This is a genomic window from Acinetobacter sp. 40AMC3-4, from assembly GCF_049898185.1.
Lineage (GTDB): Bacteria > Pseudomonadota > Gammaproteobacteria > Pseudomonadales > Moraxellaceae > Acinetobacter.
Genome location: NZ_JAFCXG010000001.1, coordinates 299,263 through 321,477, shown reverse-complemented (window position 1 = coordinate 321,477; position 22,215 = coordinate 299,263). Strand labels below are relative to the sequence as shown.

The following is a 22,215-nucleotide window of genomic DNA, read 5'->3' as shown; positions in this document are numbered from 1 at the left end:
CTGAAACTAGGAGGATAGATCCATTGATACTTTAAAGCAAGTGGATAAGGCTTATTAATTAAGCATCCTTTTCTCTGCATTTGATAAACTCCAAACATCCTCAGTCCAGATAGTTCCTAATCTCTAAACGCCAAAAGGATAGTGAATTTTCTAATAGTCTTATTCCCTTATTAGTCAAATCTAAACCACCTTACTGACCCAATTCCACTACAGCTAAATAAAAAGCTGAATACGCTTAAACTTTTTATTTGCTTCAATTTCTGTTTTATAAAACTTGTCTTTATCAGTCGAATCCATAAATTTAGCAAAAGTATTGGATTCGAGTAGACGATATAGAAATCTTTCGCCCGTCTGAAGTACTACAGTCAACAAGTGGTGCTGGTAAAACACATGACCGATCTTAGATGAATTTATTTCAATTTTTTTGCATTATGTTTATTAGCTATCCCTAGTCACTAGTACTTAATCTTTAAGCGCCCTGAGTCAACCGAAAATCAACTCAGGCCGCCTCAGGTTCACAGTGTTTAAAATCCTTCGTAATTACAGACTTCTATGCTTGAAATAAAATCGAGAGGCATAGTCAATCTCTCAGCAGTAATAGTTTCGAAATGAATCCAGATAGCAGCATCTCTATTCTCAAAACTAATACTTACAATCTTCACTAAATCATAAGGCTCAACATTATGGGTCAGAATAATATTATAAAGTTGATCTGAACGTACGTAAGAGATAAGCATTTGATGGATTGCCGCTTGTTCATCACTACTTAGTTCACTGTATTTACTTAGTTCGGGTAAGCCATATTGCGTATTCACTTCAATCCTTATTAATCTTAAGTTTTCTGTAGAAAACGGCGATTCTATCAATTTAGACAAAGCTGAATATATTGGCTTTTGTTAATTCTTTCTTATCAACCATCTTTTGGCCAATTTTCCCTCTTCAGCCAACAAAAATTGATTGGGGGATTTATAGCGCAGAATACTTCTCTAAAAACTCATCTATCCATCCTTGTGCCACTTCAAGATTGGTTATGTCAGTCAGCTTTAAATTCGTCTCTTCTGCTTCGTTAAAGCCTTCAATAATAGCTTCAAAGATATTTGCTTCACTAATGACCTCACGTGCTATTTCAGCAGCGTCATAGCTTTGCTTGGCCTTCTTAAGCGAAGCTATTTGCTTATCAATCCCTTCACCGATTTTACCTAATGCCAACTTAAACTCTTGACGATTAATTGTTAGCGCAGTTTTGGATTTATTAAGTGTTGCGATCATTGTGGTTTCCTTCTTTTTTTGGGGCTACTATATTCAACATCTTGATAAAACCTAAGCCGCATATAGCGGCTTTTATTTTTTTAAGGTTTAACTAAAGCAGATTCCAGGCGACCAATAAAATCAATTTCATTAAGCTGCTCATTAGTAATAAATTCATCTGGATAGCGAATCTTGTCAGGATTATCACTTGCAAGCCTTACTGTTGTGCCGCCTGCATAGCTTATAAAAATCCTTTTCATTCTTAGCTCGTAGTTATGCTTAAAAACATACACCGATCCACTCTTAAGCATGCCTGGATCTTTATCAGCCACATCAATAAAAAGAGGGCTGTCTGGTGCTACAGTTGGCCACATACTGTATTCATCAGAATAAATAACTCTTAGGTTTTCAGGCTTTGCTTGTATACCCAAAATCCTAAGAAGTGATGGGTCAATATTTAAATATTCACTTGGGTCTTCTAAAAAATTTTCTATCCCGCTTCCACAAGAAGCTTTTACATCCCTGTACACCGGTATTTTCACATTAAATTTTTTTTCTTCAGTACTTCTAAATTCGATTGGAGAAATATAAATATCTCCTTTTTTTTCAGAAGCCTCAACCTGAACTTCTGGCTTCTGCTCTATTAGCTCCAAATTAGCATCTGTAAGTACAGCAACAGATATACCTGCCCAAGTAGAAATAGCATCAAGAACCTCTCTTCTGGGTTCTTTTGTAAGACCGCTCGCAACTCTAAATAAAGTAGCCTGTGGAATCTGGATCTCTTTGGAGAGCCTGTTTGGATTAGTTTTGTGTTTCTCAAACAGGTACTCAATATTCTTTTTTAAGAATGGGTACATCTGAAAGTCCTCGTAATATATTTACATTTTATTCAAAAAAGAATAATTAAACCGAAATAATTCACTTATGCATTGACAACTATTCATAAGTGAATAAGAATAAAATTAAAGTGAATTAGAGGTAGAGAAGCATGAACCTTAAAGAAAAGATCTTATTTCTACGCAGTCAAGGTCTTAGTCAGTCTGAAATTAGCAACCGTACAGGTATAGCTCAAAGCTCTGTATCAAAAATCGAAAATGACGAGCAGTTTGATGTGTCTTACAGCAAGGGTGCCGCTCTGGATCGTTTAGTAAGTGAAAGAACTCAACAAAACCAAATACTGGCATCTGCTTAAACCCATTATTACCAGATAAGCATTTGAAATAAATGTGAATAAACAAAGGGATTCACACATGGAATTCAGTAAAGAAGCGCAAAGCGCAATGTACAAGATGGTTCACCAAACACCAGGTATTGATCCAAAGCAGATTGCCGATGTTTTGGGCGACTCACATAAAACCGTTTTGAACTATGCAAATCCAAATATGGACTACCTGCCAAGCCTGAAGAAGTTCGAAATGATGCTTTCTTTTACTGGCAATCCAGTAGTTCTGCGTGCATGGGCACATCAATTAGGATTGGCTCTAATTCCTACTGGTTGTGACGGTAGTAAACACCATGAGCTATCAGTAATTGAAGCAATGATGCAGGGAAATATCTGCAATGGGCAGGCGAATCAGAAGGTATATGAAGCCTATGAAGATGGCGTAATCACACCGCAAGAATATGAAGAAATTCACAACATTTTTCAGCGGATTATCGAGTTTGCTACAGCAGCAGATCAAGCAGCGCTTAAACAAATGAAGCGTTATACCGCTAATCCACATAAAGAAAAAGCCTGAGGTTAGAACTCAGGCTTATTCAATTCATTAATTATCGGAACCAATGAATATGAAATCAAATTTAGCACATGAACCACCAATACCTCAAGGGCAAGTAGTTCATTTTCCAAAAAATGAGCGCAAAGCTATGTCGAATAAAGAAGAGCGCTACACCAAGATGCCAAATGGTTTAATTGATGGTCAGATCATGGCCCAGTTAAACGATAAGGCGTTTAAGTGTTTAATGTTTGTCATGCGTCAAACCATTGGATTTGACCGCGTATCTCACCCAATCGCCATCACTCAATTTCAAAAATATTGCGGTATCAAAAAACGCGATACGGTTATGTCATGTATTCGTGATCTGGAAGAGCTTGGCTTGATCAAAGTCGAGAGAACAACAGGCTGTTTGAATGAATATTTATTCACTCCTGACCAGTACCGCGAAAAGGGACTAGTACCAAATGAGGGTAGTACCCTTAAAGGTGATGGGACTAGTACCACCAAACGGGACGGGACTAGTACCGCGAAAGGTGACGGGACCAGTACCGTTGAACGGGGCACTATTAAAGAAACACTTAAAGAAACATTTAAAGAAAACTTTAAAGAGAAAAACGTGCAGGAAAATTCAGTTGATCAGGTTCTGAATCTCTGGACACCAGATTTACATTCTCTGAATTCCTGGTTACAGAGATCAGGTGAAACTCCGATGACCCAAGAACTGGTGAATCAGATTTTACTTGAAGTGAATGCTCACTACGAACCACGTTTGAACGCAGGTCAGATTACAGACACCCAGATGTATTCAAACTTCGTGAAGTGGATCAAGCGTAAATACACTCAAAAAACGTATCAATCTTCTGAAAAACAAAATTCTAATCTGGATGTGAATACAGCTTGGGCAGGCCAAGCATCGCAACATCACGCACCAGTAAATTCACCAGTCCATATCCCGGAGGACTTTGTATGAACGCAATGTCGATGCTGACTCAGGGATTAAAACAAACACAAGCGATCTGCTCAGAGCACAAAATAGCAATGGTACAAGCAGGACCATTTCAGAAGTGCCCGCAATGCGCCGTTGAGTTCCATGAAGAACAACTTGCACAAGCACAGGCTGAAATTGATCGTACCGTACGTGAAAAACACTTTGCTGGGGCAATGCTTCCAGAGCGCCATGCAACATCAGGATTCAAAAATTATATCGTTCAGCATGCTGGCCAACAGAACGCACTGAATCAGGTTGTTTCCTTTGCTAAGAACATGATCGGCGGTCATAAGAATAACTTTGTGATGGTGGGGCCTACTGGTACAGGAAAAACCCATCTTAGCTGTGCTACGGCTCGGACATTGCTCAACAAGGGCAAGTATGCACGGTACATCACCAGCGAAGATCTGGCACAGCGAATCATGAACGCATGGGAGCAGCTGGACGCTACAGAAAAATCTGTGATTTATGATTTCAGCCAGTATGACCTGTTAATCCTGGATGAATATGGATTGCATGACCGTGATAAACGCCGTGAGTTGGTTCACAAAGTTTTATATGCACGTTATGACCGGATGAAGCCGACCATGCTGATTTCGAATCTGACATTAGCTGAGCTGCAAAAGGATTTAGGCGATCGTCTTTGGTCTCGTTTTCAACAGGGTGGCCTAACCTTGGTGGAATGTAATTGGGCAGATCAGCGTGTAGGGGGTGGGGTGTGAATACAACAATTGAAGAATTTTTGAAAAATGGTGGCGAGATTAAGCAAATTGATTCTGATGATCAGTCAAAAATCCATAGGAAAGTTAGCTTTGAAGATCAGATAAGTTTGATGCTTTTTGCTTGTTATGCCACTACGCCATTTTCAGTGAAGGACGTGCAAGAAGCTGTTTTTGATTTCCATAGAACCACTATTTACAGCCTGCTTCAGGAGCATGTCAAAGGTGGTTATTTGGAGCGTGTATCAGAGAGTCATTACCGTGCAACTGCATATGCCAAAGACATTATGAATGTAAAGGGTGAAATTGCCGTATGAAGGATCTAAACAAAACATTGATGTTTATTTTCATGGCAATTGGCGCCGTCGTTTTGAGGATGTGGTGTGAATGACCAGCTACTCAATCGCTGAATACAAGAAGATGGTGAAAGCCACCAGACCGAAAGGGCGCTCCAAGCGTCCTAAGGTGAAAGGTGAAAAAGTACCGAATGAGTTTGAGGCGAAACTGGCCCGAGAACTAAAGACTTTAAAAATTGAGTTTGAGCAGGAATTTGAGTTTCACCCAAAGCGGAAATGGAGAGCTGATTTCCACCTGGTAGGAAAAAAGATACTGGTAGAAGTTGAAGGTGCGATCTGGAGTGGAGGAAGGCATACCAGAGGCAAGGGGTATATCGGGGACATGGAAAAATATAACGCCGCAACAATGATGGGTTTTCAAGTAATACGGTTTAGTACAGATCAAGTGAAGTCAGGTCACGCGATCCAGCAAATAGAAAAGATGGTAGGGGATTTAGGATGAATGCGATGGTTGAAAAATTTGAACAGTTTGAATGGTTGATTCGGGGTACTACAGCAAAGTCACCTAACTTTGAGCCTGTGGTACATAGGACTAATGAGAAGCCTCTGGATTATCAAGATCGTCTTGGTGCGGTGGCATCCATGGAAACGCAGCTTGCTAAGTCAGTTACAGCATTGATTGTCTTTGAAGGCAAATCCGAAATGGATTATAGACATGTGCAGTCACACCTTGCGCTCATCATGTCTACAAATGCAAAGCTGGAAAAAAGACGAGATCCTGCCAAAGTGACCATTGATGAGATGGCATCAATGATTGCACGGATGGTAATAGACTTTTCTCTTAATCCTGATTTGGAGAATAATTTTACAGCTCAGGGGCGATTGTATTATGCGGGTCTGCGTAGCTGGCAGATGGATGCAGAGTGCTATCGTAAAACATGGAAGCAATACGAAAACCTTATGGTTTTAGCCATTGAGAATGCAATTGATGAGGCAGCCAAAACCATTAAAAGTTATCGAAAAAATACTTATAAAGAATTTGAAGCGTAGGGATTCCATTATTCCGGAAACCGAGGTATAGTTTCACTATACTGGTCGTATTACGGTTCAACCGAGACCAAGTTATTAAAGCTCATCGAAAGATGGGCTTTTTTGACATTATTTATTCATAAAATTAAGTGATAATGCCTTTTTGTTTTTGAGCTCTAATTGAAATGGCGATTTTAACTGTTAAAAAACTAGAAGATACTCTCGGTAAATTAGTGGCTGAAGGCAAAAAGCCTGAAAAGATTTTATTAGGCTATAAAGCGTATGGCGAGCTAATGAATGATCGTAGCTTTTTTGAGGAAGTGGCTGGCTCGGCAATGGATCCAAACAAACGAAAATATAAAAATATTAAAATTAAGGTCACTCAAGACGAATACCAGTTTAACGTGAAATGTCAAAAATAGGTTTAAGCATCAAGGAAAGCTCGCCAAATGGTGGGCTTTTTTAATGCATAGAATTTATTATCTGAAAAGAAAATTGACTTAAGCTCAACATTTGAAAACATTTTCTTAATATTCTCTATACTTTCTAATCAAAGCTTCGGTGCTATATTGTTTTTGCGATAAGAAGAAGATGCAATACGAAGAAAGTGACTACAGCACTGGCCCACTTATTTGACGAGTAAGTGGGCTTTTTATTGCCTGTAAAAAGCGACCCAAGCCTACTGGAGTGCTGACCAGTGGAACATGCCATCGAGTAAACTTCCTTCGGGAATCTAGACTAGGGAGTAGCGTCCCGACCTAAAGAGGATTGAAAGCAAGTAAAGCAGACCGTGCATGTTAGGTGTGTGTGATTGTGAGTAGCGTCTGGCCCTGCGAAAAGGGCTTTTTTATTGCCCTGAGAAATACTAGTGTAATCACACCAAGTTAAAATGCTTGATTAACCAGGAAGAAATCTTGCTTAGTTCGACAAAGTTAATGACATTATTTCAGTAATGAATATTATAAATTTATGTTTTATAAGTGAAAATAACTGACATTTCTTGCGACATGATTGCTTGATTGTCCAGGAGTAAAATCATGCTTAGATTACTGATGTGCTTATTCGGCCTACACGGTGCGACTGAGATCGATTACACGATTGATGATGAAGAAATCAAGGTGTGTCGGGATTGTTTGAAAGAAGTTGAATAACAATCACTCAAGCAAAGAGCTGTTTCATAAAGCTGTAATATTTAAGCAATATAGTTGCTCTGCAAAAGAAGAAAGACGTTGTGATGCAAGTCAAGCCCGTTTAATTGGAGAGAGTTAAACGGGTTTTTTATTGAAATATATTGCTATTTTCCTTTTGTCGAACGTATTACGACTCAAACCCCGTCATTAATTTGTCGGGGTTTTTCTTTTCTTATTGGTGGTGAATATGCGATTAGGTCGAATGAGTTTGGGAATGGCTTTGGCATCCATGGGGATGATTTGAAGTGGTGTTGTGTAGAATAGATATTTCAAATTTCAAAAAGCCCATCAGGTAGATAGGCTTTTCTTACTAATCAAAAGATTGAGCGATGATTTACTTTTTATCTGTATTTTCTTTTTGATCATCTTGCTCTTTAGTGGAGGTTGTATCATTTTGATTGGGTTTATCTTGTGTAGGCTTCTGTGTATGGTTTTCTGATTTAGGCTTGTTTTCAGTAGCATTATTTGAAAATTGATTGAAAGAAGCTTTTTGAGCGGTATTTGTATTAACTAACATAGTTTTCTCAATTTTTGTTGCCGAAGATTCGACCTATTCAGAGTGACATACTAGTAGCACTTACAATGGGATGATTTGGAGGGATAAGTGTAGATATATGTAGGATTCAAATGTTTATATCTTATTTATATTTCAAAGGTTTTTATAATAAACCGGTCGCCAGATTGATCTGTATCACTATTTAAATAGTCAAGGTATTTAATTTATATCTTCTCGATACATTGCTGATACAAGGGGTGTATATGGATGAAAAAGAATATTTCTGGAAAACCAAGAAGCGTCCAATCAAAACCAAACCCCGCAATAAGCCACTACCGAAAGCCAAAGAAAAATACTTAGAAGCAGAAGAAACCCTATTTCAAGAATTAGAAGAACATGCCATTGGTTATCGTCGAAAGTTTCAATTTGAATCAACCAAAAATTGGCGGTTTGATTTTTATATTGTGAAGCTGAATCTTCTTATAGAAATTGTGGGTAGTCCATGGGCGGTTGGTCGTGGTGGGAAAAAGATAGCGAATTCATTTAATAAGTATGATCTTGCTGAAGATCAAGGTTATACATTTGTGCGTCTTGAGCCTCATCAAATTGAATCAGGTTATGCAATTAATTGGATTAGAAGCCAGTTAGAGAGATTAGACAATGGAACAGTTCAGACCATTCCCGCCGACGGAGCTGATTGATCAGGCTGAGGAAGAGGAAGCCATACGTTTGGCACCTGCATCAGAGCTTAAAGAATGGGTCGTGAATAACTGGCTTACTCTCGGTGGTGAACTACATAACCCAGATCACGACCATATTGCTGAGCTACTTCACGACAATGAAGAGTTCCTTGCATTCGCCTGGGCTTCATCTGCCGCCGTAGCGAAAAAACGTATGGTGTTAGGCCAATGTGAAAAGGTCATGTTTAACGTGGGCGGCTGGAAGAAAGCACGCCAGGAACAACAGATGCGGGACTGGTTTGGCTTTGTGCCTCAATACCTGATTACGGTTGATGCTGCATTCTGTGAACAAGCCTCAGATCGTGAGTTCTGCCGTTTGATTGAGCATGAGCTATATCACATCGGTGTAGAGCGTGGTGAAGATGGCGAAATCATTTATAGCGATATGACTGGTTTACCTAAGCATTACCTGGCTGGCCATGACGTTGAAGTGTTCTTTGGTGAGACCAAACGGTGGGGTGCAGACGAATCTGTAAAACGGCTTTTGGAAATTGCCAGGAATGCGCCGTTTGTATCTGAAACGAATATTGCTGCGTGTTGTGGTAACTGTGTGATTGGTTAATTTTTTTGCCTAGTTACCCTTACGTACTCTTACAAAGGTGAGTTTATGGCAACCCTAAAAGAGCCTGTAAAAATGTTTATAGTTCAGTCTCTTGCCTGCTTTGAAACACCTCAACAAGTAGTAGATGCTGTAAGGGAGAGATATGGGATTGAAATTGATCGTCAGCAGGTAGCCTCTTATGATCCAACCAAAGCCACGTGCAGGGGAATCAGTAAGGCTTTAAAGAAGCTATTTGAGGATACGCGCAGAGACTTCAGAGCAAATATTGAGAATATTGCGATTGCAAATAAAGCGTTTCGGCTTATGGAGCTTCAAAAGATGTATGAAGACTCTGGCAAGAACAAACGCGCCAAGCAGAATTTACTCAAGCAAGCGTTCCAAGAGACTGATGGCCGTGTGACAAAGCAGGAAATCACTGGTCCAGACGGCGGACCTATTCAGCAAGAAACCAAATCAACGCATCAATTCACACCAGATGAGCTTAACGGACTATCCGCTCAAGAGCTTTCGCGTTTAGCAATTAATGGCAAGTTATGACTTATGCAATCGAAGATATAGCGCCACTAATTAAAGAGTGGACGATCAATACACGTCTGCCTGAAATCATTGAAGAGATGAAACGGCGCTATTACTACCGGATGCTGATAGAGCAGAATGAACTAAGTCGAGAGGCTGAAATCTACAAATGTAAGAATGATCCGGCTCATTGGTTTAATCACTGGGTATGGACTTATGATCCACGGGGCATGCCTTTTGGACTGCCGGCGAATATTCCTTTTGTTTTGCGTCCTGGTCAGGTTGAGCTTGTCGATTGGCTATTAGAGCGTGAAAGCACCCAGACACACGGCTTAATTGAAAAAAGTCGTGATGAGGGTATGAGTTACGTTGTACTTGGCTTTTATTTGCACCGGTGGTTATTTGTTGAAGGCTTTGCGGGTGGTGTCGGTAGTCGTAAAGAGGATCTGGTTGATAAGAAAGGCGATCCGAAAACGTTACTGCATAAGTTTCGGGATATGTTTTCCAAGTTGCCGGACTGGATGAAGCCTAAAGGCTTTGTTGAGAAAGTGCATGACAACTACATGCGAATCATTAACCCGGACAACGGCGCAACCGTCACTGGTGAAGCTGGTGACAACATTGGCCGTGGTGGTCGTACTACAATGTACTTTCTGGATGAATGGGCATTTGTAGAGAGACAAGAAGCTGTAGACGCCGCAATCTCTCAAAACACCAACGTACACATCAAGGGATCCACTCCTAACGGTATTGGGGATAAGTTTCACCAGGATCGTTTTAGTGGACGTTACGCCGTATTCACAATGGCATGGCGTGATAACCCAGATAAGAATTGGCAGGTCGAATTTAATGGCAAGCTAATTCATCCCTGGTATGAAAAACAATTGGCCACACTAGACGATATTGTTTTAGCTCAAGAGGTTGATATTGATTATGCCGCATCGGTGGAAGGTGTATTAATTCCATCAGCATGGGTGCAAGCTGCAGTTGATGCTCATCTTAATTTGAATATTCAGCCTTCAGGCGAACGTATGGGCGCGCTTGATGTGGCAGATGAGGGTAAGGATAAAAACTCTTTTGCCGCACGTCATGGCATCGTACTGCAGTATTTGGATACTTGGTCAGGCGTTGGTGATGACATCTTTGGCACAACTCAGAAAGCAATTGATGCTTGCCTTGATTTACGTTTGAACTCCTTTTACTACGATGCTGACGGTCTTGGTGCTGGTGTCCGTGGTGATGCTCGAGTCATTAATGAGCAGAATCGATCTAAAGGGATACCGGAGATCGAGGCCAATCCATTCCGTGGCTCAGGTGCAGTTCATAACCCTGAGCAGGAAATGGTTGAGGCGCGTAAAAACGTAGACTTCTTTGCCAATCTTAAAGCTCAGATGTGGTGGTCACTACGCATAAGATTTCAGAATACTTATCGAGCCTTACAGGGTATGCAATATGATCTAGACAATCTTATTTCGCTCTCTACCAAAGACATAAACAAGCAGGAGCTTGAACAGCTCAAGCGAGAGTTATCGCAACCCACTTATACAAAGAATGGTGCAGGCAAAATCTTAGTCAATAAGCAACCGGACGGGGCCTTATCTCCAAACCGAGCAGACAGCATCATGATTTGCTTTAGTGATATCCGTGAGCGAAAACGGAAAAAACCTGCAGGTGCAGGTACTCGAACCTATTGATAAGGAAAAAACATGGCAAAGTCTAAAAAGGACAAAGCGTCAAAGAAGGCTTTGTCTTACGGCAATTTATACACTCAAGAAGCAGTCACTCAGTTTCTGGTGAACTTTGGCAAGCAACCAGATACCGATGAAGTGCTGCGCAAAGCTGGAATTACACGCCACAGATTGCGTGTACTGCTTGATGATGACGAGATTGCACAAGTAGTTGAAACACGGATTGATGCACTTTTAGCAACGCCATTGCGAATTGAACCAAATGATACGGATGAAGCGGAAAAGCTGAATCTCATCCTGAAAGAATGGTTCCATGAAATTGCGACTGCTGCCATGAGTGCACTGTTCTTCGGGTACTCGGTTCAGGAAGCTGTATATGAGCTAAAGTCGGAAGGTTATATTGGTTTGCAATGGATTGGTGAAAAACCGATGCAATGGTTTGAGCCTAAGAATGATGGTCGGCTAATCTATCGTCAGGATGGAAACAATGCAGAGCATGAGGTAGATCAAGCATTCAAATTCTTCTTAACACGCCGTAAAGCCACATACGAACAGCCATATGGTAAAGCGCTATTAGCCACGCTGTATTGGTTATTCTTCTTTAAGCAGAATGGCTTCAAATTCTGGGCGAAATTCCTCGAACGTTTTGGAACACCAATCTTACTGGGTAAGTGCAAAGATACTGAAACTGATGATATGAGCAAAGCCTTGTTAACTGCTCATGCTCAAAGCGTATTGTCGATTGATGCAGATGATGATGTTCAGATTCTTTCCGCACCAGGAACAAACGGTTCAGCAGGGGCAGCGTTTGAGGCATTTAATAATCAGCTGATTCGTCAGATCCAGAAAGTTGTACTAGGGCAGACACTTACCAGCGGGACTGATGGGAAGGGAAGCTACAGTCTTGGTCAAGTGCATGAAAATGTACGAATGGATAAGCTTAAATCTGATATTAGGCTTGTCACACCAACTTTACAGGCTGTGGTCAATGCTCTATGCGCTTTAAACGGTTGGGGGGATTATGAAGTGATGCTTGGTGAGAAACCAAAACCACTGAATAAGGACCAAGCAGAGCGTGATGTCCATTTAAAGAATGCGGGTGCAAATCTGTCTAAAGAATATTTTGTTCGCGAGTATGGTCTACAGGAAGGGGATTTGAATGAGCAGGTTCCTACCAGCTTCAATCAATTCTCTGCATTACCTCGCCAAGCATTCAACTTTAAAGCATCAGCCAATAAGCTCTCGCCAGAACAGCAGGAAGTTGAAGAACTGACTGATGGTCAAGATGAATTGCAGTTACTGAAACCGGATAAGGTCAAGGAATTGGTATTCAAGTCTGATAGCCCTGAAAGTCTGGCTTATAACCTGATGCAATTAATACCTGGTGCAACACAAACTCAGTTCACAGCCAATTTAGATCAAGCTTTGTATGCTGCGGATGTGTTGGGGTATGTGACAGCTCAGAATGGGAAGTAAACCATGCAACCAGTCACATTCCTTGAGGCGCTTCGGTACGCTCACAATAAAAAGATCGTGCTGCCTGATGAGTTCTATTCGATGGATCTAAAGACTCGGCAGATGGCTACTACGGTTAGCTTTCTATCGAGGCTTGAGCAGATTGAGACGGTCATTAAGGCAGTCAATAAATCTATTGCCGATGGCGGTACCTTTAAAGATTTTCAGAAGCTGATTGAAGAGTCTGAAATCATTCTGCCAAAGCATTACCTGGACAATGTATTTCGTACCAATATCCAAAGTGCGTACGGTCACGGGCGGTGGCAACAGCAACAAAGAAACAAAGCTAAACGACCATATCTGATGTATTCGGCGATCAATGATAGCCGGGTACGTCCTAGTCATTTGGCTCTGAACCGGATTGTTCGGCACATAGATGATCCATTCTGGCTGACACATTACCCGCCCTTGGGCTTTCGTTGTCGTTGCACCGTGATTGCCTTAACCGAGAAGCAGGCATTGAAATACGGGATTACACCTGAAGATCAATTGCCGGAAGTTGCTGAGGCATTGGATTGGAGTTCTCATCCGCTGCAGTTTGGTGAACTTGAAACACTGGTGGATAAAAAGATCAGTACTTCAAGTCTGGATAAAGAATATCTACTCGAACAGAAAGAAGTCATCAGGGCAGAATGGACGGCGAGTAAAAAGCTCACTAGTCTGTTTGCTCCTATAGATGATAAAACTCGGGACCTGTTCGACACGGTGGCCAATACAGTTATTCCACTTGATCCGCGCATTAGACCGAGTGCAATCCGCACCTTCCTGGATTATGTGCAGGGGAATGATTCAGCGCTGACCAGCTATTTAAACTCAGCTACAAGCTCTCTGGCTGATGATGTGCTTAAGCGCTGGCTGAGTACCGACATGGCAGCAATTCAAGCTGTGGCGAGCAATGCGGCTTCAACCGTAGTAGGTGCTGCAACTCTTAATCAAGTAGCGGCTTATCAGGTAGGGCAAACAGTTCAATTGAATGCGCCGTTGCTGATGGCTGATACAGCTTCAGGTATCGCTATTAAGATTGAGAATGCTCAAGGGCTAGGTATTGATCTAGACATCCTAAATGCTGGCAACGGCGTTTTGATACCGATGGGATTGTCTTTTGAAGTGGTTTCGATTGAGGTGGTTGAAGGGCAGATGATTTATACCATTCAGGCTTTAATGAATTAACTATCTGTATTAGATTAAGATGTTTTTTTAATACTTAGATAATATGGAAAGTTTAGTCAAAATATTAGCTGTTATCATCCCAATAATTGTCCCATTACTTCTTGCTTTTCTAAATTCAAAATATTCAATTAAAAAGCATCCTAAGGAGGAATTTGCGGAGGATGTTGTGGTTGCTGAAAAGTTTGCTGCTATCCATGATTCAAACATATCTCACTTAGTCAAAGATAGATTGGCACAACAGTTATTAGAAACTAAGAAAATTACCTATTTGGAAGTTGCATACTTCTATAAATACAGTGATATGGAAAAATGGATTAATGAGTATATCCGTGTAAAAGATAAGCTCAAATTGGTTCGTCATGGTAATGGAAAGATAATTAAGATCCATCATCCATATTCAAGAAGCAAAGTTGCATCTTTTGCTTTGGGTTATATTGTATTTGCAGCTATTGGGCTTCTACCTTTCTTATTTATTAATACCTTTATTGAAACTTTTGAAAGTCATATGCAATCAAAGCAATACTTGGTTATTTTCAATATATTTACATGGCCTATCTTATCAGTACTTGTTGCTCTGATCTTTTTGCTTGAAGGGTCCAAATATCAAACTGCTCATCGGTTTGTTAAAAAATTCGAAGCAGAGTCTATCAAGGTATAAGTCTTAAACAATTTGAACCGCTCCTTATGGGGCGGTTTTTTATGGAGCATGAAAAATGCCAGATCAAAATGAAGAAAGGCTGAAGTATCTCTTCAATGCCTCGGCAATTGAGGTGCCTAAAGCTGAAGAAGGGCAGAAGCGGAAATTTAAAGGCACTGCCTATGCCGGTGGGCGGGTAGATGGTCACTGGTATTGGGGGCGCTCAGGTGTGGTGTTTGATCTTGATGGGATTGAGATTGATAAGCCGACAGCCTTACTAGAAGAACACTTTGGTTCAAGTCGAATTGGTGTTGTTCAAACCGTAGATACCAATGGAAAGATCGACGTATCAGGTGACTTTCTCACGAATGCAAAAGCACAGGAAATTGTTCAGGACTCTGATGATGGTTTCCCGTTTCAGATGTCGATGATGATTGATCCTGGATCTATCGAAGAAGTGTCTCAGGGCAAGACAGTCACTGTGAATGGTCAATCATTTGAAGGTCCAATCACTATCTTCCGTCAAAACCGTATTCGTGAATTTACGATCTGTTCCACCGGTGCTGATCGCAATACATCAATTAAAGCCTTCTCGGGCAAAGCCAACCCAAACCCAACCAAAGAGGACACCAACGTGAACGAATTAGAACAGGCGCAAGCCGCACAAAAGCAGGCTGAGACTGAGCGCGATAATGCCTTGGCTGAACTTAAGCAATTCAAGGCGCAAAAGCGTGCTGATGAAATTGCAGCCCTAGAAACTGAGTTGAAAACCCAGTTTAGTGCTGAAGATAAAACCGCTTATACCAATATGGATGATTCTGTTTTTACCTTCGCGGCTAAGCAGCTTCGTCAATTCTCAGCAGGCCATACACAGCCACCAGCTGGCCAACAACCACAACAAGCACCAAGTGTGAATCCGGCATTTGCGCATTTGTTTAATCACCAGGCGAACGGTGGTCAGGGTGGTCAAGCTCCACAAGGTTCGGCTCTGGATCAGGCATTCAATCAATTTATGGCAGCGCAGCAACAAGGAGCTAAATCATGAGCCAAGTATTAACAGGCGCTATTGAGAATAAACAGCTGGTGGTTGGCGATGGTGTTCGTACCGAGAATGCCAAAGTAAAAACAGCAACGGCGTACAAGCGCGGGGATCTGCTAATTGTTGGTGCCAATAATGTGGCTGATCATCCTGCAGTTACCACGGGTGTGGTGGGTGACTGGAATGCTATTGCTGTATCAGATTTCACAGCAGAGCAAGCTACTTACCATGCTGCAAATAATCTTGAAATGCCGCTCTATGTACAGGGTGCATTTGATATTGCAGTAGTAACAGTGAATGGAACGCCGCTGACCACCGCTCAATATGATGCTGTACGCGCACAAGCATTAAAAAACAAAATCGAACTTCGTAAAGTTGTGGGGAACTAAGACATGAGTCAAACTTTTACATTTCAAAATGCACCGGTTGAATTGCTGGATGTGCCACAACTTGTATTGTTAACAGATACCACTCAAAAAGTTGATACCTGGTTGATGGATCGCTTCTTTCCACAACGTGTTTCATACACTAAAAAAGAAGTACCAGTTGGTGAGTTAAATACAGCGACTCCACTTGCGCCGTTTGTTACCCCAACTGCAGCAGGTCGTCAAATTAAAGTGGGTGAATCTGGCAACGTGAAATTCGTTAAGCCGGCTTATCTGAAACCAATGATGACGGTGATGCCAAGTGAAGTGCAGAACACTGCTCTTATCGCACGCTTACGTCAGTTTGGTGTGATTGCCACCGGTTCAAATCGTTTGTCTGATGCGGATCTATTGCTGATTGATCAGGCTCAAAAGGCTTTATATCTTCGTCAGTCAATTGAAAACCGAAAGCTATTAATTGCGCGTGATGTGCTTCTCTACGGTAAAACTACTTTTGCTTCTGCAGACTTCCCGATGTACGAAGTGGACTATGAGCGTAATCCAGCTTGTAACTACGCACCATTAATTAAATGGGGACAGGTTGGTGCTACTCCAGTGAAAGATATTCAAGCCATGATTGACTTGTCTATCGAGCACTCAGGTACATCACCTATCATGGCCTTGACCACATCTAAGGTATATAACACCTTAATCAAGGATCCAGAGTTCAAGGAGAAGTTCATTGCGCCGTATGCTGGTATCAGTGTTCCATTAACTCCGACTTTCGATCAAGCTGATAAGCCCCAATTCCGTGGCACAGTGGATAACATTGAAATCTGGACTTATGACGTGAGTCACAATATGGGCGGCTCCTCTGATCGCTTTATTCCTGAAGACTTTTTTGGTCTTGTTTCGGATGCTAATGGATGGATTGCACATTGTGCATTGCAAAATGTTGAAGCATTTGGCCAAGCTCTGGAATTCTATTTGGGTCAATGGCAAGAAAAGAACCCTTCAAGCATTCAATTGCTTGCTGAATCTTCTCCACTTGCTGTTCCGAATAACAAAAATGGTTTAGTCGGCGGTCGCGGATTCGTTTAAGGAGTAATACATGTCGAAGTACATTGCAAAACAATCGATCGGACATTTTCGTCCGGGTCAGGAAATCAAAGGGCTTGAAGCTAAACAACTTCAGGCCCTTTTAGCATCTGGGGCTATTGAAGAATATCAAGAGCCGGAAGAACCTAAGGCAGATGGCACGGCCGCACGCTTGGCTGAACTTGAAAAGGCCAATGCTGAGCTGACAGCAGCAAATAAAACCTTAACTGAAGCCAATCAGGCAGCAGTTGCGGACAAGGCCAAGGCTGATCAAGAAGTTGCTGAGCTAAAGGCAAAAGTGGCTGAACTTGAAAAGGCGAAACCTGCTGCAAAACCTAAAGCAGACCCAAAGTCTGCTGATGAAACCAAATAGGTGATCTATGTATGCGACTGAATCAGATTTGGTCGCACGATTTGGTGATGAGATTGGAAATCTAAAAACGATGCTTCCTTCTCAGTCCTCAGTAACTGATGCGATTCAAGATGCGACAGAGGAAATTAACGGCCATATTGGTGGTCGTTATCCTTTGCCGCTTCCCAATGTGCCCAGTAATTTAAAGCGTATGGCGTGTGACATTGCACGCTATCGTCTTTACTTCCAGCAACCCACCGATGAGGTGCGACAGCGTTATGAAGACGCAATTGCATTCTTAAAGCGTGTGGCTGATAACAAAGCACATTTGCAGATTCAGTTACCTGAAACAAACCAGATCGTGGACAACCAACCTAAAGGACGACCTTCAACGGCGCCAGTCGGCACTTCATATACCGGTGGTGTATTTGGGGATTCTATCCTGGATCAAATGCCCAGCATGAAGTGAGGTGTTTATGGCTTTTGCAATAACCATTCAGGCAGATAGTTCACCGATTGAAGCGGTGCTGAATCAATTAGGTGACTTTGATTCACTCAAGAGCCAGTTGTTTGATGAGATTGGTGCTGGGCTGGTCAACAGTATTCAGCATCGATTCTTAACCGGTACTGGTGTGGATGGTAACCCGTGGAAGATTTCATGGAGAGCCAAGCTGCAAGGTGGCGAAACGCTACGTGATACTGGCCGCCTAATGAATTCCTACACACACAATGTTCTTTCAAGCGGTGTGGAGGTGGGTACAGATGTTGCGTATGCAACCCATCTGCATTATGGCGCAACAATCCTACCCAAGAATGGCCAATACATCACCTTTGCAGTGGGTGGCCAATATCGGAAAGTTAAGCAATCCATTATTCCACCTCGGACTCAACTCGGTCTTGATGCGGAAGATGAAGTCATGGTTTTGGATATTGTTGGGAGTTTTATAGATGAGCACCTTCTTCGCGGTACGTGATGAGATTGCAGAAAAGCTGAAAGAAATTCCTGAATTTCTAAAGATCTATACGCCGTTGAATTCAGTCAGCGTAACAGAGATGTCACAAGTCACGCCATCTGCACATGTCAATTTTGTTCGTATCGACAAGAAAGCCAGTGCGGGTCGTGGAAGTATCAATCAGATCGGTCAGCAATGGGCGGTTACGGTTGCATGCCGCAATGCTCAATCTCAGATGACTGATGGACGTGCTGTAAGTGATGAAGCCGGGCTTTTGACTGAAAAAGTTATTCAACTTCTGTCAGGCTGGCAGCCTCAAGCATCGCGTACTGCACTAGATTTCATATCAGTTCGAGATGGGTATAGTCCAGGCTTTGCATACATCACTATTATTTTTGAATCACAGAAATTTATTTAGGAGCCAGTCATGGCAAAACAATACAAGGCAACTCAGCCTGTCGGTCGCTTTAAAAAAGGTGATGTAGTCGGCGGGCTGGATGATGCTCAAATTAAAAAATTACTGGCAGATGGTGTGATTCAGGAAGTACCTGAAGCTAAAGCCGCTGCTCCAGCCAAGAAAACCACAGGGGATGAAAAGTAATGGCTAAATCAGATTTAATCTCGCTTCAAGGCGAGCTTCATTTGGCGAAGATGGTTAATAGTGTGCCATCTGCCTTATTGCCCGTTGGTAATACACCGGAATTGCAGATCGCAATCTCTAGTGAATCCACTGATCACTATGAAAGTAAAACCGGCCTCCGTGCTAAGGATGCGGTACTACGCAAACAAACTGCAGTGGCTATCTCTGGTACGCTTGAAGAAGTAACAAAGCAAAACTTAGCAATGGTCCTAAGTGGCAAATCAATCGAAATCCCTGAAACTCAGCTGACTGATATTACTCTGGGTGCTGTAGAAGCTGGCGCCATGATTGACTTAGGACATCGTAATTTAAGTGAAGTGGATTTTAAAGACAGCTCGGATGTTGCCATCACTTCAGATAAATATGTACTGGATGCTGTTTACGGCACAGTCATTTTTAATGAAGCTATTGTTGGTTCAGTTAAGTTTTCTGCCAAAGCCGGTGCTAAGACACGTACTACAATTGCAACTAACCTAGGTAATGAATATCGCTTGCTGTTTAAAGGCATTGATACTGTTACAGGCGATAAGGTGATCTTAACTTTATGGCGCGTCGAATTTTCGCCAGATACCGAGTTTGATCTAATTCATGAGGACTTCGGATCTTATTCAATTGAAGGTGAAGCACTGGCAGATATCTCTAAAGCTAATGATGAAGAGCTAAGTGTATTTGGTCATATTGAGCGTTTTAGCGTAGCTGCATAAACCCATAAACCATACAGGCACAAAGAACTCCACGGCGCTATGCGTCTTTTTTTGTGCCTGCCTTATAGTAATAAGTCTTAAAACATTTAAGATGAAACTTAATAAATAGTAAAAAATAAAGATTATGTAATCTTTTGTTATTCTAATTTTCATCTGATGGGGATATAAAAGATATTCAGTTCATGTTAAGAATAAAACTGCTATGACTAAAATAGAAATATTTGTCTCCATCCTAGCCGTAATAATTATTTCTACTTTTATTTATCTTGTATGTCAGTAAGTTAGTAAGCTAAGAACCGCCTTTGGGGCGGTTTTTTGATAAGTGGAAGTTTCACCTGGCTATATAGGGTCAATTTTAAAAAGACTTAAAATAGTAAAACATAACTTTACAAATCCACTCTCCCGAGGCTTTAAATAAGATTGAAAATTAATGTAAAGTGTCGCCCTTAATACATGGGGATATTATGAAAAATTTAAGCTTATTCTTTTTTATTGTGATTTTAGCTGGGTGTGGACACAAGGAATCTAGTGGTCAGCATCTTGATTTAGAAACAAGCAAAAAGGAACAGCTTGAATTTGCAAAAGAAGCTACAAAAGAATTCATTCCCAATCCTGATTCAGCTAAGTTCCGCAATCAAATAGGAGAGTGTGGAGAGGTAAGCTATAAAGAAGCAGACGGTAAAGATATTGGTTTTCAACGTTTCATTGTGCTTCAGAAAAATATAGTGCTTGTAGAAAATCAGACGGATCAAAAGCAATTTGAGTTGTCATGGAAGAATGCTTGTACGCCAAGCTGGAAGTAATTAAAAAGCCCTTTAATTAAGGGCTTTCTTTTATTCACCAGATGATTCAGATTTTTGATCTTTTTCATTTCCATACTCTAAAGCAACCTGTTGCGCTTCAGCTGCAGCAGTGGCTTCTATTGGAATCGAGTCAGCTGCGATAGCAACGGTACCGGTAAATCCCATTAAAGCTAAGATTAGAATTTTCGAATACTTTTTCATTTGAATTTCCTCTACGTTTCTAAGACTTAATTTCAGTGTAGAGAATGATTTAAATCGTGGATGTAGCAGCTATGTCGGGATATGTAAGATATTCAGGTCTAAAGTTATAGGTTTCTAGGTTTGCGTAAGAATGCTTTTCGGTTGAAACTTTTTGTTGAGTTGCTTAACGAAATGTTTGAATGCTTCAGTAGGTAGCTACACTCTAAAGAAACTTCCCTAACTTCTAAATCTTTGTAACATCCAATAATTTTTTGTAATATTTATGTTATTAATTGTTTGCTTTGCTTATCATGTGAATGATGAAAAGTGGAGTACCGAAAATGCTAACAAAAGCAGAAATCGTTGTTGTCGTTCTAATGGTACTAGCCTTAATTCTCATCGTTTATGAGATGGGACAAGGTGGTAGTTGGACTTTATAGAATTTAGCCTTTATCAACGGTAAAAGAAAAGCACCTTAGGGTGCTTTTTTAATGTCTAAAATTTATTTCGATATCCCATCATGAATGATTTTTTCTTAGCAACGAATCGAAGCATTAAGCTCAAAGATATCGAAGTGCGCCAGATCCAGATGAAAGACTTTGATATCTGGGCAATGCATGCTGAGCCGTTAAAGAACTTCATCAAAGACCAAAATCATTCAGATGAGATTTTGACAGGGCTATTTAAAGCTCATGGTGTACAGGTCATTTCGACCATGGCATGCGTCACTGATCTGGGCGACGAATCACTGGTGGAACTTGCTGCTGATGAGCAGGGATTTAAAGATTTACTTAAAACGGTGCTTCTGATCAATCAGGCTTACTTCAAATACGAAAAGCCAAAACGCGGCATCAAAAAGAAAGATGACTCCACCTGGTTTGATTCATTCCAGTTCCTGGTATCAATGGGTCATCAGCATAGTGCAATCATGGAAATGACCTACGGCGCATTCCAGAACTACGTCACAGCAGCAAACAAGCTATATAAGCAGGGAATCTTCAATAACGCCGTTGCCGGACGTGTGGCACAGTCTGATAAGAAAGGTTTTGAGTCATTTAAGAAAGAAATGGTTTCTGATTGATCAAGTAGCACCCTAAAGTTATGATGGGAAAATAATAATTTAGGGAATAGGGAAAATGGCTAAAGTGGAATGTCTTGTTTGTGGACGTGTAGGCTCTGCAAAAACTAAAGGTAGTTTTGTTATAACTATCGTTTTGCTTTTTATTGGCTTGCTTCCAGGGATAATATATGAAATCTGGCGTAGATCAGGCGGTAAGGTTTGTGGTTCTTGCGGCAGTCAAAATATAAGACTTTATTCACCTTTGCCTAAACAAATACAGCAATCAATCCCACAAGAAGCACAGCCAGAAGTTTTTAAAATACCAAGCAAAACCAAATTAGTTGCAAATGATATATTTTCAAATAATGCAGGTAATTTTGTAAAATTGGACGAAAATGGAGTTGAGCAAAAGAATTGCCCTGATTGTCGCGAACTAATTAGATTTGATGCGAGAAAATGCAAGCACTGCGGCTCAATCTTAGAGGAAACATCCTAAACACTTATATCTA

Annotated in this window: 33 protein-coding genes; 27 read left to right on the top strand and 6 right to left on the bottom strand. The window is 41.1% G+C overall.

What is annotated here, in order from left to right; genetic code table 11:
• Positions 1–213: 213 nt before the first annotated feature.
• From ACP7BU_RS01545 to ACP7BU_RS01530, 4 genes are all read right to left on the bottom strand, one after another.
• Positions 214–420 carry a hypothetical protein gene (locus ACP7BU_RS01545; RefSeq protein WP_332858653.1) on the bottom strand — a complete coding sequence of 69 codons (207 nt, stop codon included), beginning with the start codon at positions 418–420 and terminating at the stop codon, positions 214–216.
• A 104-nt stretch (positions 421–524) separates the two neighbouring features.
• Positions 525–815: a hypothetical protein gene (locus ACP7BU_RS01540; RefSeq protein ID WP_332858625.1), complete on the bottom strand. Its 291-nt coding sequence runs from the start codon at positions 813–815 to the stop codon at positions 525–527.
• Between the two features lie 151 nt (positions 816–966).
• The gene (locus ACP7BU_RS01535; RefSeq protein ID WP_005171438.1) at positions 967–1,269 is read right to left on the bottom strand and encodes a hypothetical protein; all 303 of its coding nucleotides are present in this window, start codon (positions 1,267–1,269) and stop codon (positions 967–969) included.
• 80 nt (positions 1,270–1,349) lie between these two features.
• On the bottom strand, positions 1,350–2,105 hold the full coding sequence (locus tag ACP7BU_RS01530) for a S24 family peptidase (protein ID WP_425878113.1): 756 nt from the start codon (positions 2,103–2,105) through the stop codon (positions 1,350–1,352).
• A gap of 131 nt (positions 2,106–2,236) precedes the next feature.
• Here ACP7BU_RS01530 and ACP7BU_RS01525 point away from each other — a divergent pair, with 131 nt between their 5' ends.
• From ACP7BU_RS01525 to ACP7BU_RS01490, 8 genes are all read left to right on the top strand, one after another.
• Complete coding sequence (locus ACP7BU_RS01525) at positions 2,237–2,440, top strand: helix-turn-helix domain-containing protein (RefSeq protein ID WP_425878115.1); 204 nt, start codon at positions 2,237–2,239, stop codon at positions 2,438–2,440.
• A gap of 58 nt (positions 2,441–2,498) precedes the next feature.
• A complete protein-coding gene (locus tag ACP7BU_RS01520) occupies positions 2,499–2,987 on the top strand; it encodes a phage regulatory CII family protein (RefSeq protein WP_191730667.1) in 489 nt (162 codons plus the stop codon).
• 49 nt (positions 2,988–3,036) lie between these two features.
• A complete protein-coding gene (locus tag ACP7BU_RS01515; RefSeq protein ID WP_425878118.1) occupies positions 3,037–3,936 on the top strand; it encodes a replication protein in 900 nt (299 codons plus the stop codon).
• Positions 3,933–4,676, top strand: coding sequence for an ATP-binding protein (locus ACP7BU_RS01510; RefSeq protein ID WP_425878120.1), 744 nt, complete (start codon positions 3,933–3,935; stop codon positions 4,674–4,676). The genes ACP7BU_RS01515 and ACP7BU_RS01510 overlap by 4 nt, the downstream gene beginning before the upstream one ends.
• Positions 4,673–4,990: a hypothetical protein gene (locus ACP7BU_RS01505; RefSeq protein ID WP_004730172.1), complete on the top strand. Its 318-nt coding sequence runs from the start codon at positions 4,673–4,675 to the stop codon at positions 4,988–4,990. Before ACP7BU_RS01510 ends, ACP7BU_RS01505 begins: the two co-directional genes overlap by 4 nt.
• 70 nt (positions 4,991–5,060) lie before the next feature.
• Complete coding sequence (locus tag ACP7BU_RS01500; RefSeq protein ID WP_425878122.1) at positions 5,061–5,471, top strand: DUF559 domain-containing protein; 411 nt, start codon at positions 5,061–5,063, stop codon at positions 5,469–5,471.
• Complete coding sequence (locus ACP7BU_RS01495) at positions 5,468–6,019, top strand: hypothetical protein (protein WP_425878124.1); 552 nt, start codon at positions 5,468–5,470, stop codon at positions 6,017–6,019. The genes ACP7BU_RS01500 and ACP7BU_RS01495 overlap by 4 nt, the downstream gene beginning before the upstream one ends.
• A gap of 164 nt (positions 6,020–6,183) precedes the next feature.
• Positions 6,184–6,420 (top strand): hypothetical protein, encoded by a 237-nt coding sequence (locus ACP7BU_RS01490; protein ID WP_005262234.1) that lies wholly within the window; start codon positions 6,184–6,186, stop codon positions 6,418–6,420.
• Between the two features lie 1,102 nt (positions 6,421–7,522).
• Here ACP7BU_RS01490 and ACP7BU_RS01485 read toward each other — a convergent pair.
• Positions 7,523–7,705, bottom strand: a complete 183-nt coding sequence (locus ACP7BU_RS01485; protein WP_004646436.1) for a hypothetical protein — start codon at positions 7,703–7,705, stop codon at positions 7,523–7,525.
• A 242-nt stretch (positions 7,706–7,947) separates the two neighbouring features.
• Between ACP7BU_RS01485 and ACP7BU_RS01480 the strand changes: the two genes are divergently transcribed.
• The 17 genes from ACP7BU_RS01480 to ACP7BU_RS01400 all read left to right on the top strand — a co-directional run bounded on the left by ACP7BU_RS01480 (position 7,948) and on the right by ACP7BU_RS01400 (position 20,466).
• Complete coding sequence (locus ACP7BU_RS01480) at positions 7,948–8,385, top strand: hypothetical protein (protein WP_425878127.1); 438 nt, start codon at positions 7,948–7,950, stop codon at positions 8,383–8,385.
• Positions 8,345–8,986, top strand: coding sequence for a putative metallopeptidase (locus ACP7BU_RS01475; RefSeq protein WP_425878129.1), 642 nt, complete (start codon positions 8,345–8,347; stop codon positions 8,984–8,986). The genes ACP7BU_RS01480 and ACP7BU_RS01475 overlap by 41 nt, the downstream gene beginning before the upstream one ends.
• Before the next feature lie 45 nt (positions 8,987–9,031).
• Positions 9,032–9,523 (top strand): DUF2280 domain-containing protein, encoded by a 492-nt coding sequence (locus tag ACP7BU_RS01470; protein ID WP_085064393.1) that lies wholly within the window; start codon positions 9,032–9,034, stop codon positions 9,521–9,523.
• Positions 9,520–11,196 (top strand): terminase, encoded by a 1,677-nt coding sequence (locus tag ACP7BU_RS01465; RefSeq protein WP_425878131.1) that lies wholly within the window; start codon positions 9,520–9,522, stop codon positions 11,194–11,196. The genes ACP7BU_RS01470 and ACP7BU_RS01465 overlap by 4 nt, the downstream gene beginning before the upstream one ends.
• Before the next feature lie 12 nt (positions 11,197–11,208).
• The gene (locus ACP7BU_RS01460; protein ID WP_313564539.1) at positions 11,209–12,666 is read left to right on the top strand and encodes a phage portal protein family protein; all 1,458 of its coding nucleotides are present in this window, start codon (positions 11,209–11,211) and stop codon (positions 12,664–12,666) included.
• A gap of 3 nt (positions 12,667–12,669) precedes the next feature.
• Positions 12,670–13,875, top strand: coding sequence for a phage minor head protein (locus ACP7BU_RS01455; protein WP_425878134.1), 1,206 nt, complete (start codon positions 12,670–12,672; stop codon positions 13,873–13,875).
• A 43-nt stretch (positions 13,876–13,918) separates the two neighbouring features.
• Complete coding sequence (locus ACP7BU_RS01450) at positions 13,919–14,533, top strand: hypothetical protein (protein WP_425878136.1); 615 nt, start codon at positions 13,919–13,921, stop codon at positions 14,531–14,533.
• Positions 14,534–14,588: 55 nt separating this feature from the next.
• Positions 14,589–15,557, top strand: a complete 969-nt coding sequence (locus ACP7BU_RS01445; RefSeq protein ID WP_425878138.1) for a hypothetical protein — start codon at positions 14,589–14,591, stop codon at positions 15,555–15,557.
• A complete protein-coding gene (locus tag ACP7BU_RS01440; RefSeq protein WP_180075708.1) occupies positions 15,554–15,940 on the top strand; it encodes a hypothetical protein in 387 nt (128 codons plus the stop codon). The genes ACP7BU_RS01445 and ACP7BU_RS01440 overlap by 4 nt, the downstream gene beginning before the upstream one ends.
• Before the next feature lie 3 nt (positions 15,941–15,943).
• Positions 15,944–17,017: a major capsid protein gene (locus ACP7BU_RS01435; RefSeq protein WP_159137885.1), complete on the top strand. Its 1,074-nt coding sequence runs from the start codon at positions 15,944–15,946 to the stop codon at positions 17,015–17,017.
• A 10-nt stretch (positions 17,018–17,027) separates the two neighbouring features.
• A complete protein-coding gene (locus ACP7BU_RS01430; RefSeq protein ID WP_425878140.1) occupies positions 17,028–17,387 on the top strand; it encodes a hypothetical protein in 360 nt (119 codons plus the stop codon).
• 7 nt (positions 17,388–17,394) lie between these two features.
• The gene (locus ACP7BU_RS01425; protein WP_425878142.1) at positions 17,395–17,835 is read left to right on the top strand and encodes a gp436 family protein; all 441 of its coding nucleotides are present in this window, start codon (positions 17,395–17,397) and stop codon (positions 17,833–17,835) included.
• A gap of 7 nt (positions 17,836–17,842) precedes the next feature.
• The gene (locus tag ACP7BU_RS01420) at positions 17,843–18,340 is read left to right on the top strand and encodes a phage virion morphogenesis protein (protein WP_425878144.1); all 498 of its coding nucleotides are present in this window, start codon (positions 17,843–17,845) and stop codon (positions 18,338–18,340) included.
• Complete coding sequence (locus tag ACP7BU_RS01415; protein WP_004646451.1) at positions 18,315–18,737, top strand: phage tail terminator protein; 423 nt, start codon at positions 18,315–18,317, stop codon at positions 18,735–18,737. Before ACP7BU_RS01420 ends, ACP7BU_RS01415 begins: the two co-directional genes overlap by 26 nt.
• 9 nt (positions 18,738–18,746) lie before the next feature.
• Positions 18,747–18,920, top strand: coding sequence for a hypothetical protein (locus ACP7BU_RS01410; protein ID WP_004893882.1), 174 nt, complete (start codon positions 18,747–18,749; stop codon positions 18,918–18,920).
• Positions 18,920–19,663, top strand: a complete 744-nt coding sequence (locus ACP7BU_RS01405) for a hypothetical protein (RefSeq protein WP_004279617.1) — start codon at positions 18,920–18,922, stop codon at positions 19,661–19,663. Before ACP7BU_RS01410 ends, ACP7BU_RS01405 begins: the two co-directional genes overlap by 1 nt.
• Before the next feature lie 464 nt (positions 19,664–20,127).
• Entirely contained in the window at positions 20,128–20,466 is a 339-nt protein-coding gene (locus ACP7BU_RS01400) for a hypothetical protein (protein WP_312586534.1), read from the top strand.
• Between the two features lie 30 nt (positions 20,467–20,496).
• Here the strand turns inward: ACP7BU_RS01400 and ACP7BU_RS01395 are convergent, their stop codons facing one another.
• On the bottom strand, positions 20,497–20,667 hold the full coding sequence (locus ACP7BU_RS01395) for a hypothetical protein (protein ID WP_005262212.1): 171 nt from the start codon (positions 20,665–20,667) through the stop codon (positions 20,497–20,499).
• Positions 20,668–21,166: 499 nt separating this feature from the next.
• On the opposite strand from ACP7BU_RS01395, the gene ACP7BU_RS01390 reads away from it, so the two are divergent.
• Both ACP7BU_RS01390 and ACP7BU_RS01385 read left to right on the top strand, forming a co-directional pair.
• The gene (locus ACP7BU_RS01390; protein WP_425878148.1) at positions 21,167–21,727 is read left to right on the top strand and encodes a hypothetical protein; all 561 of its coding nucleotides are present in this window, start codon (positions 21,167–21,169) and stop codon (positions 21,725–21,727) included.
• 55 nt (positions 21,728–21,782) lie between these two features.
• On the top strand, positions 21,783–22,202 hold the full coding sequence (locus tag ACP7BU_RS01385; RefSeq protein WP_005104391.1) for a hypothetical protein: 420 nt from the start codon (positions 21,783–21,785) through the stop codon (positions 22,200–22,202).
• Positions 22,203–22,215: the final 13 nt, after the last annotated feature.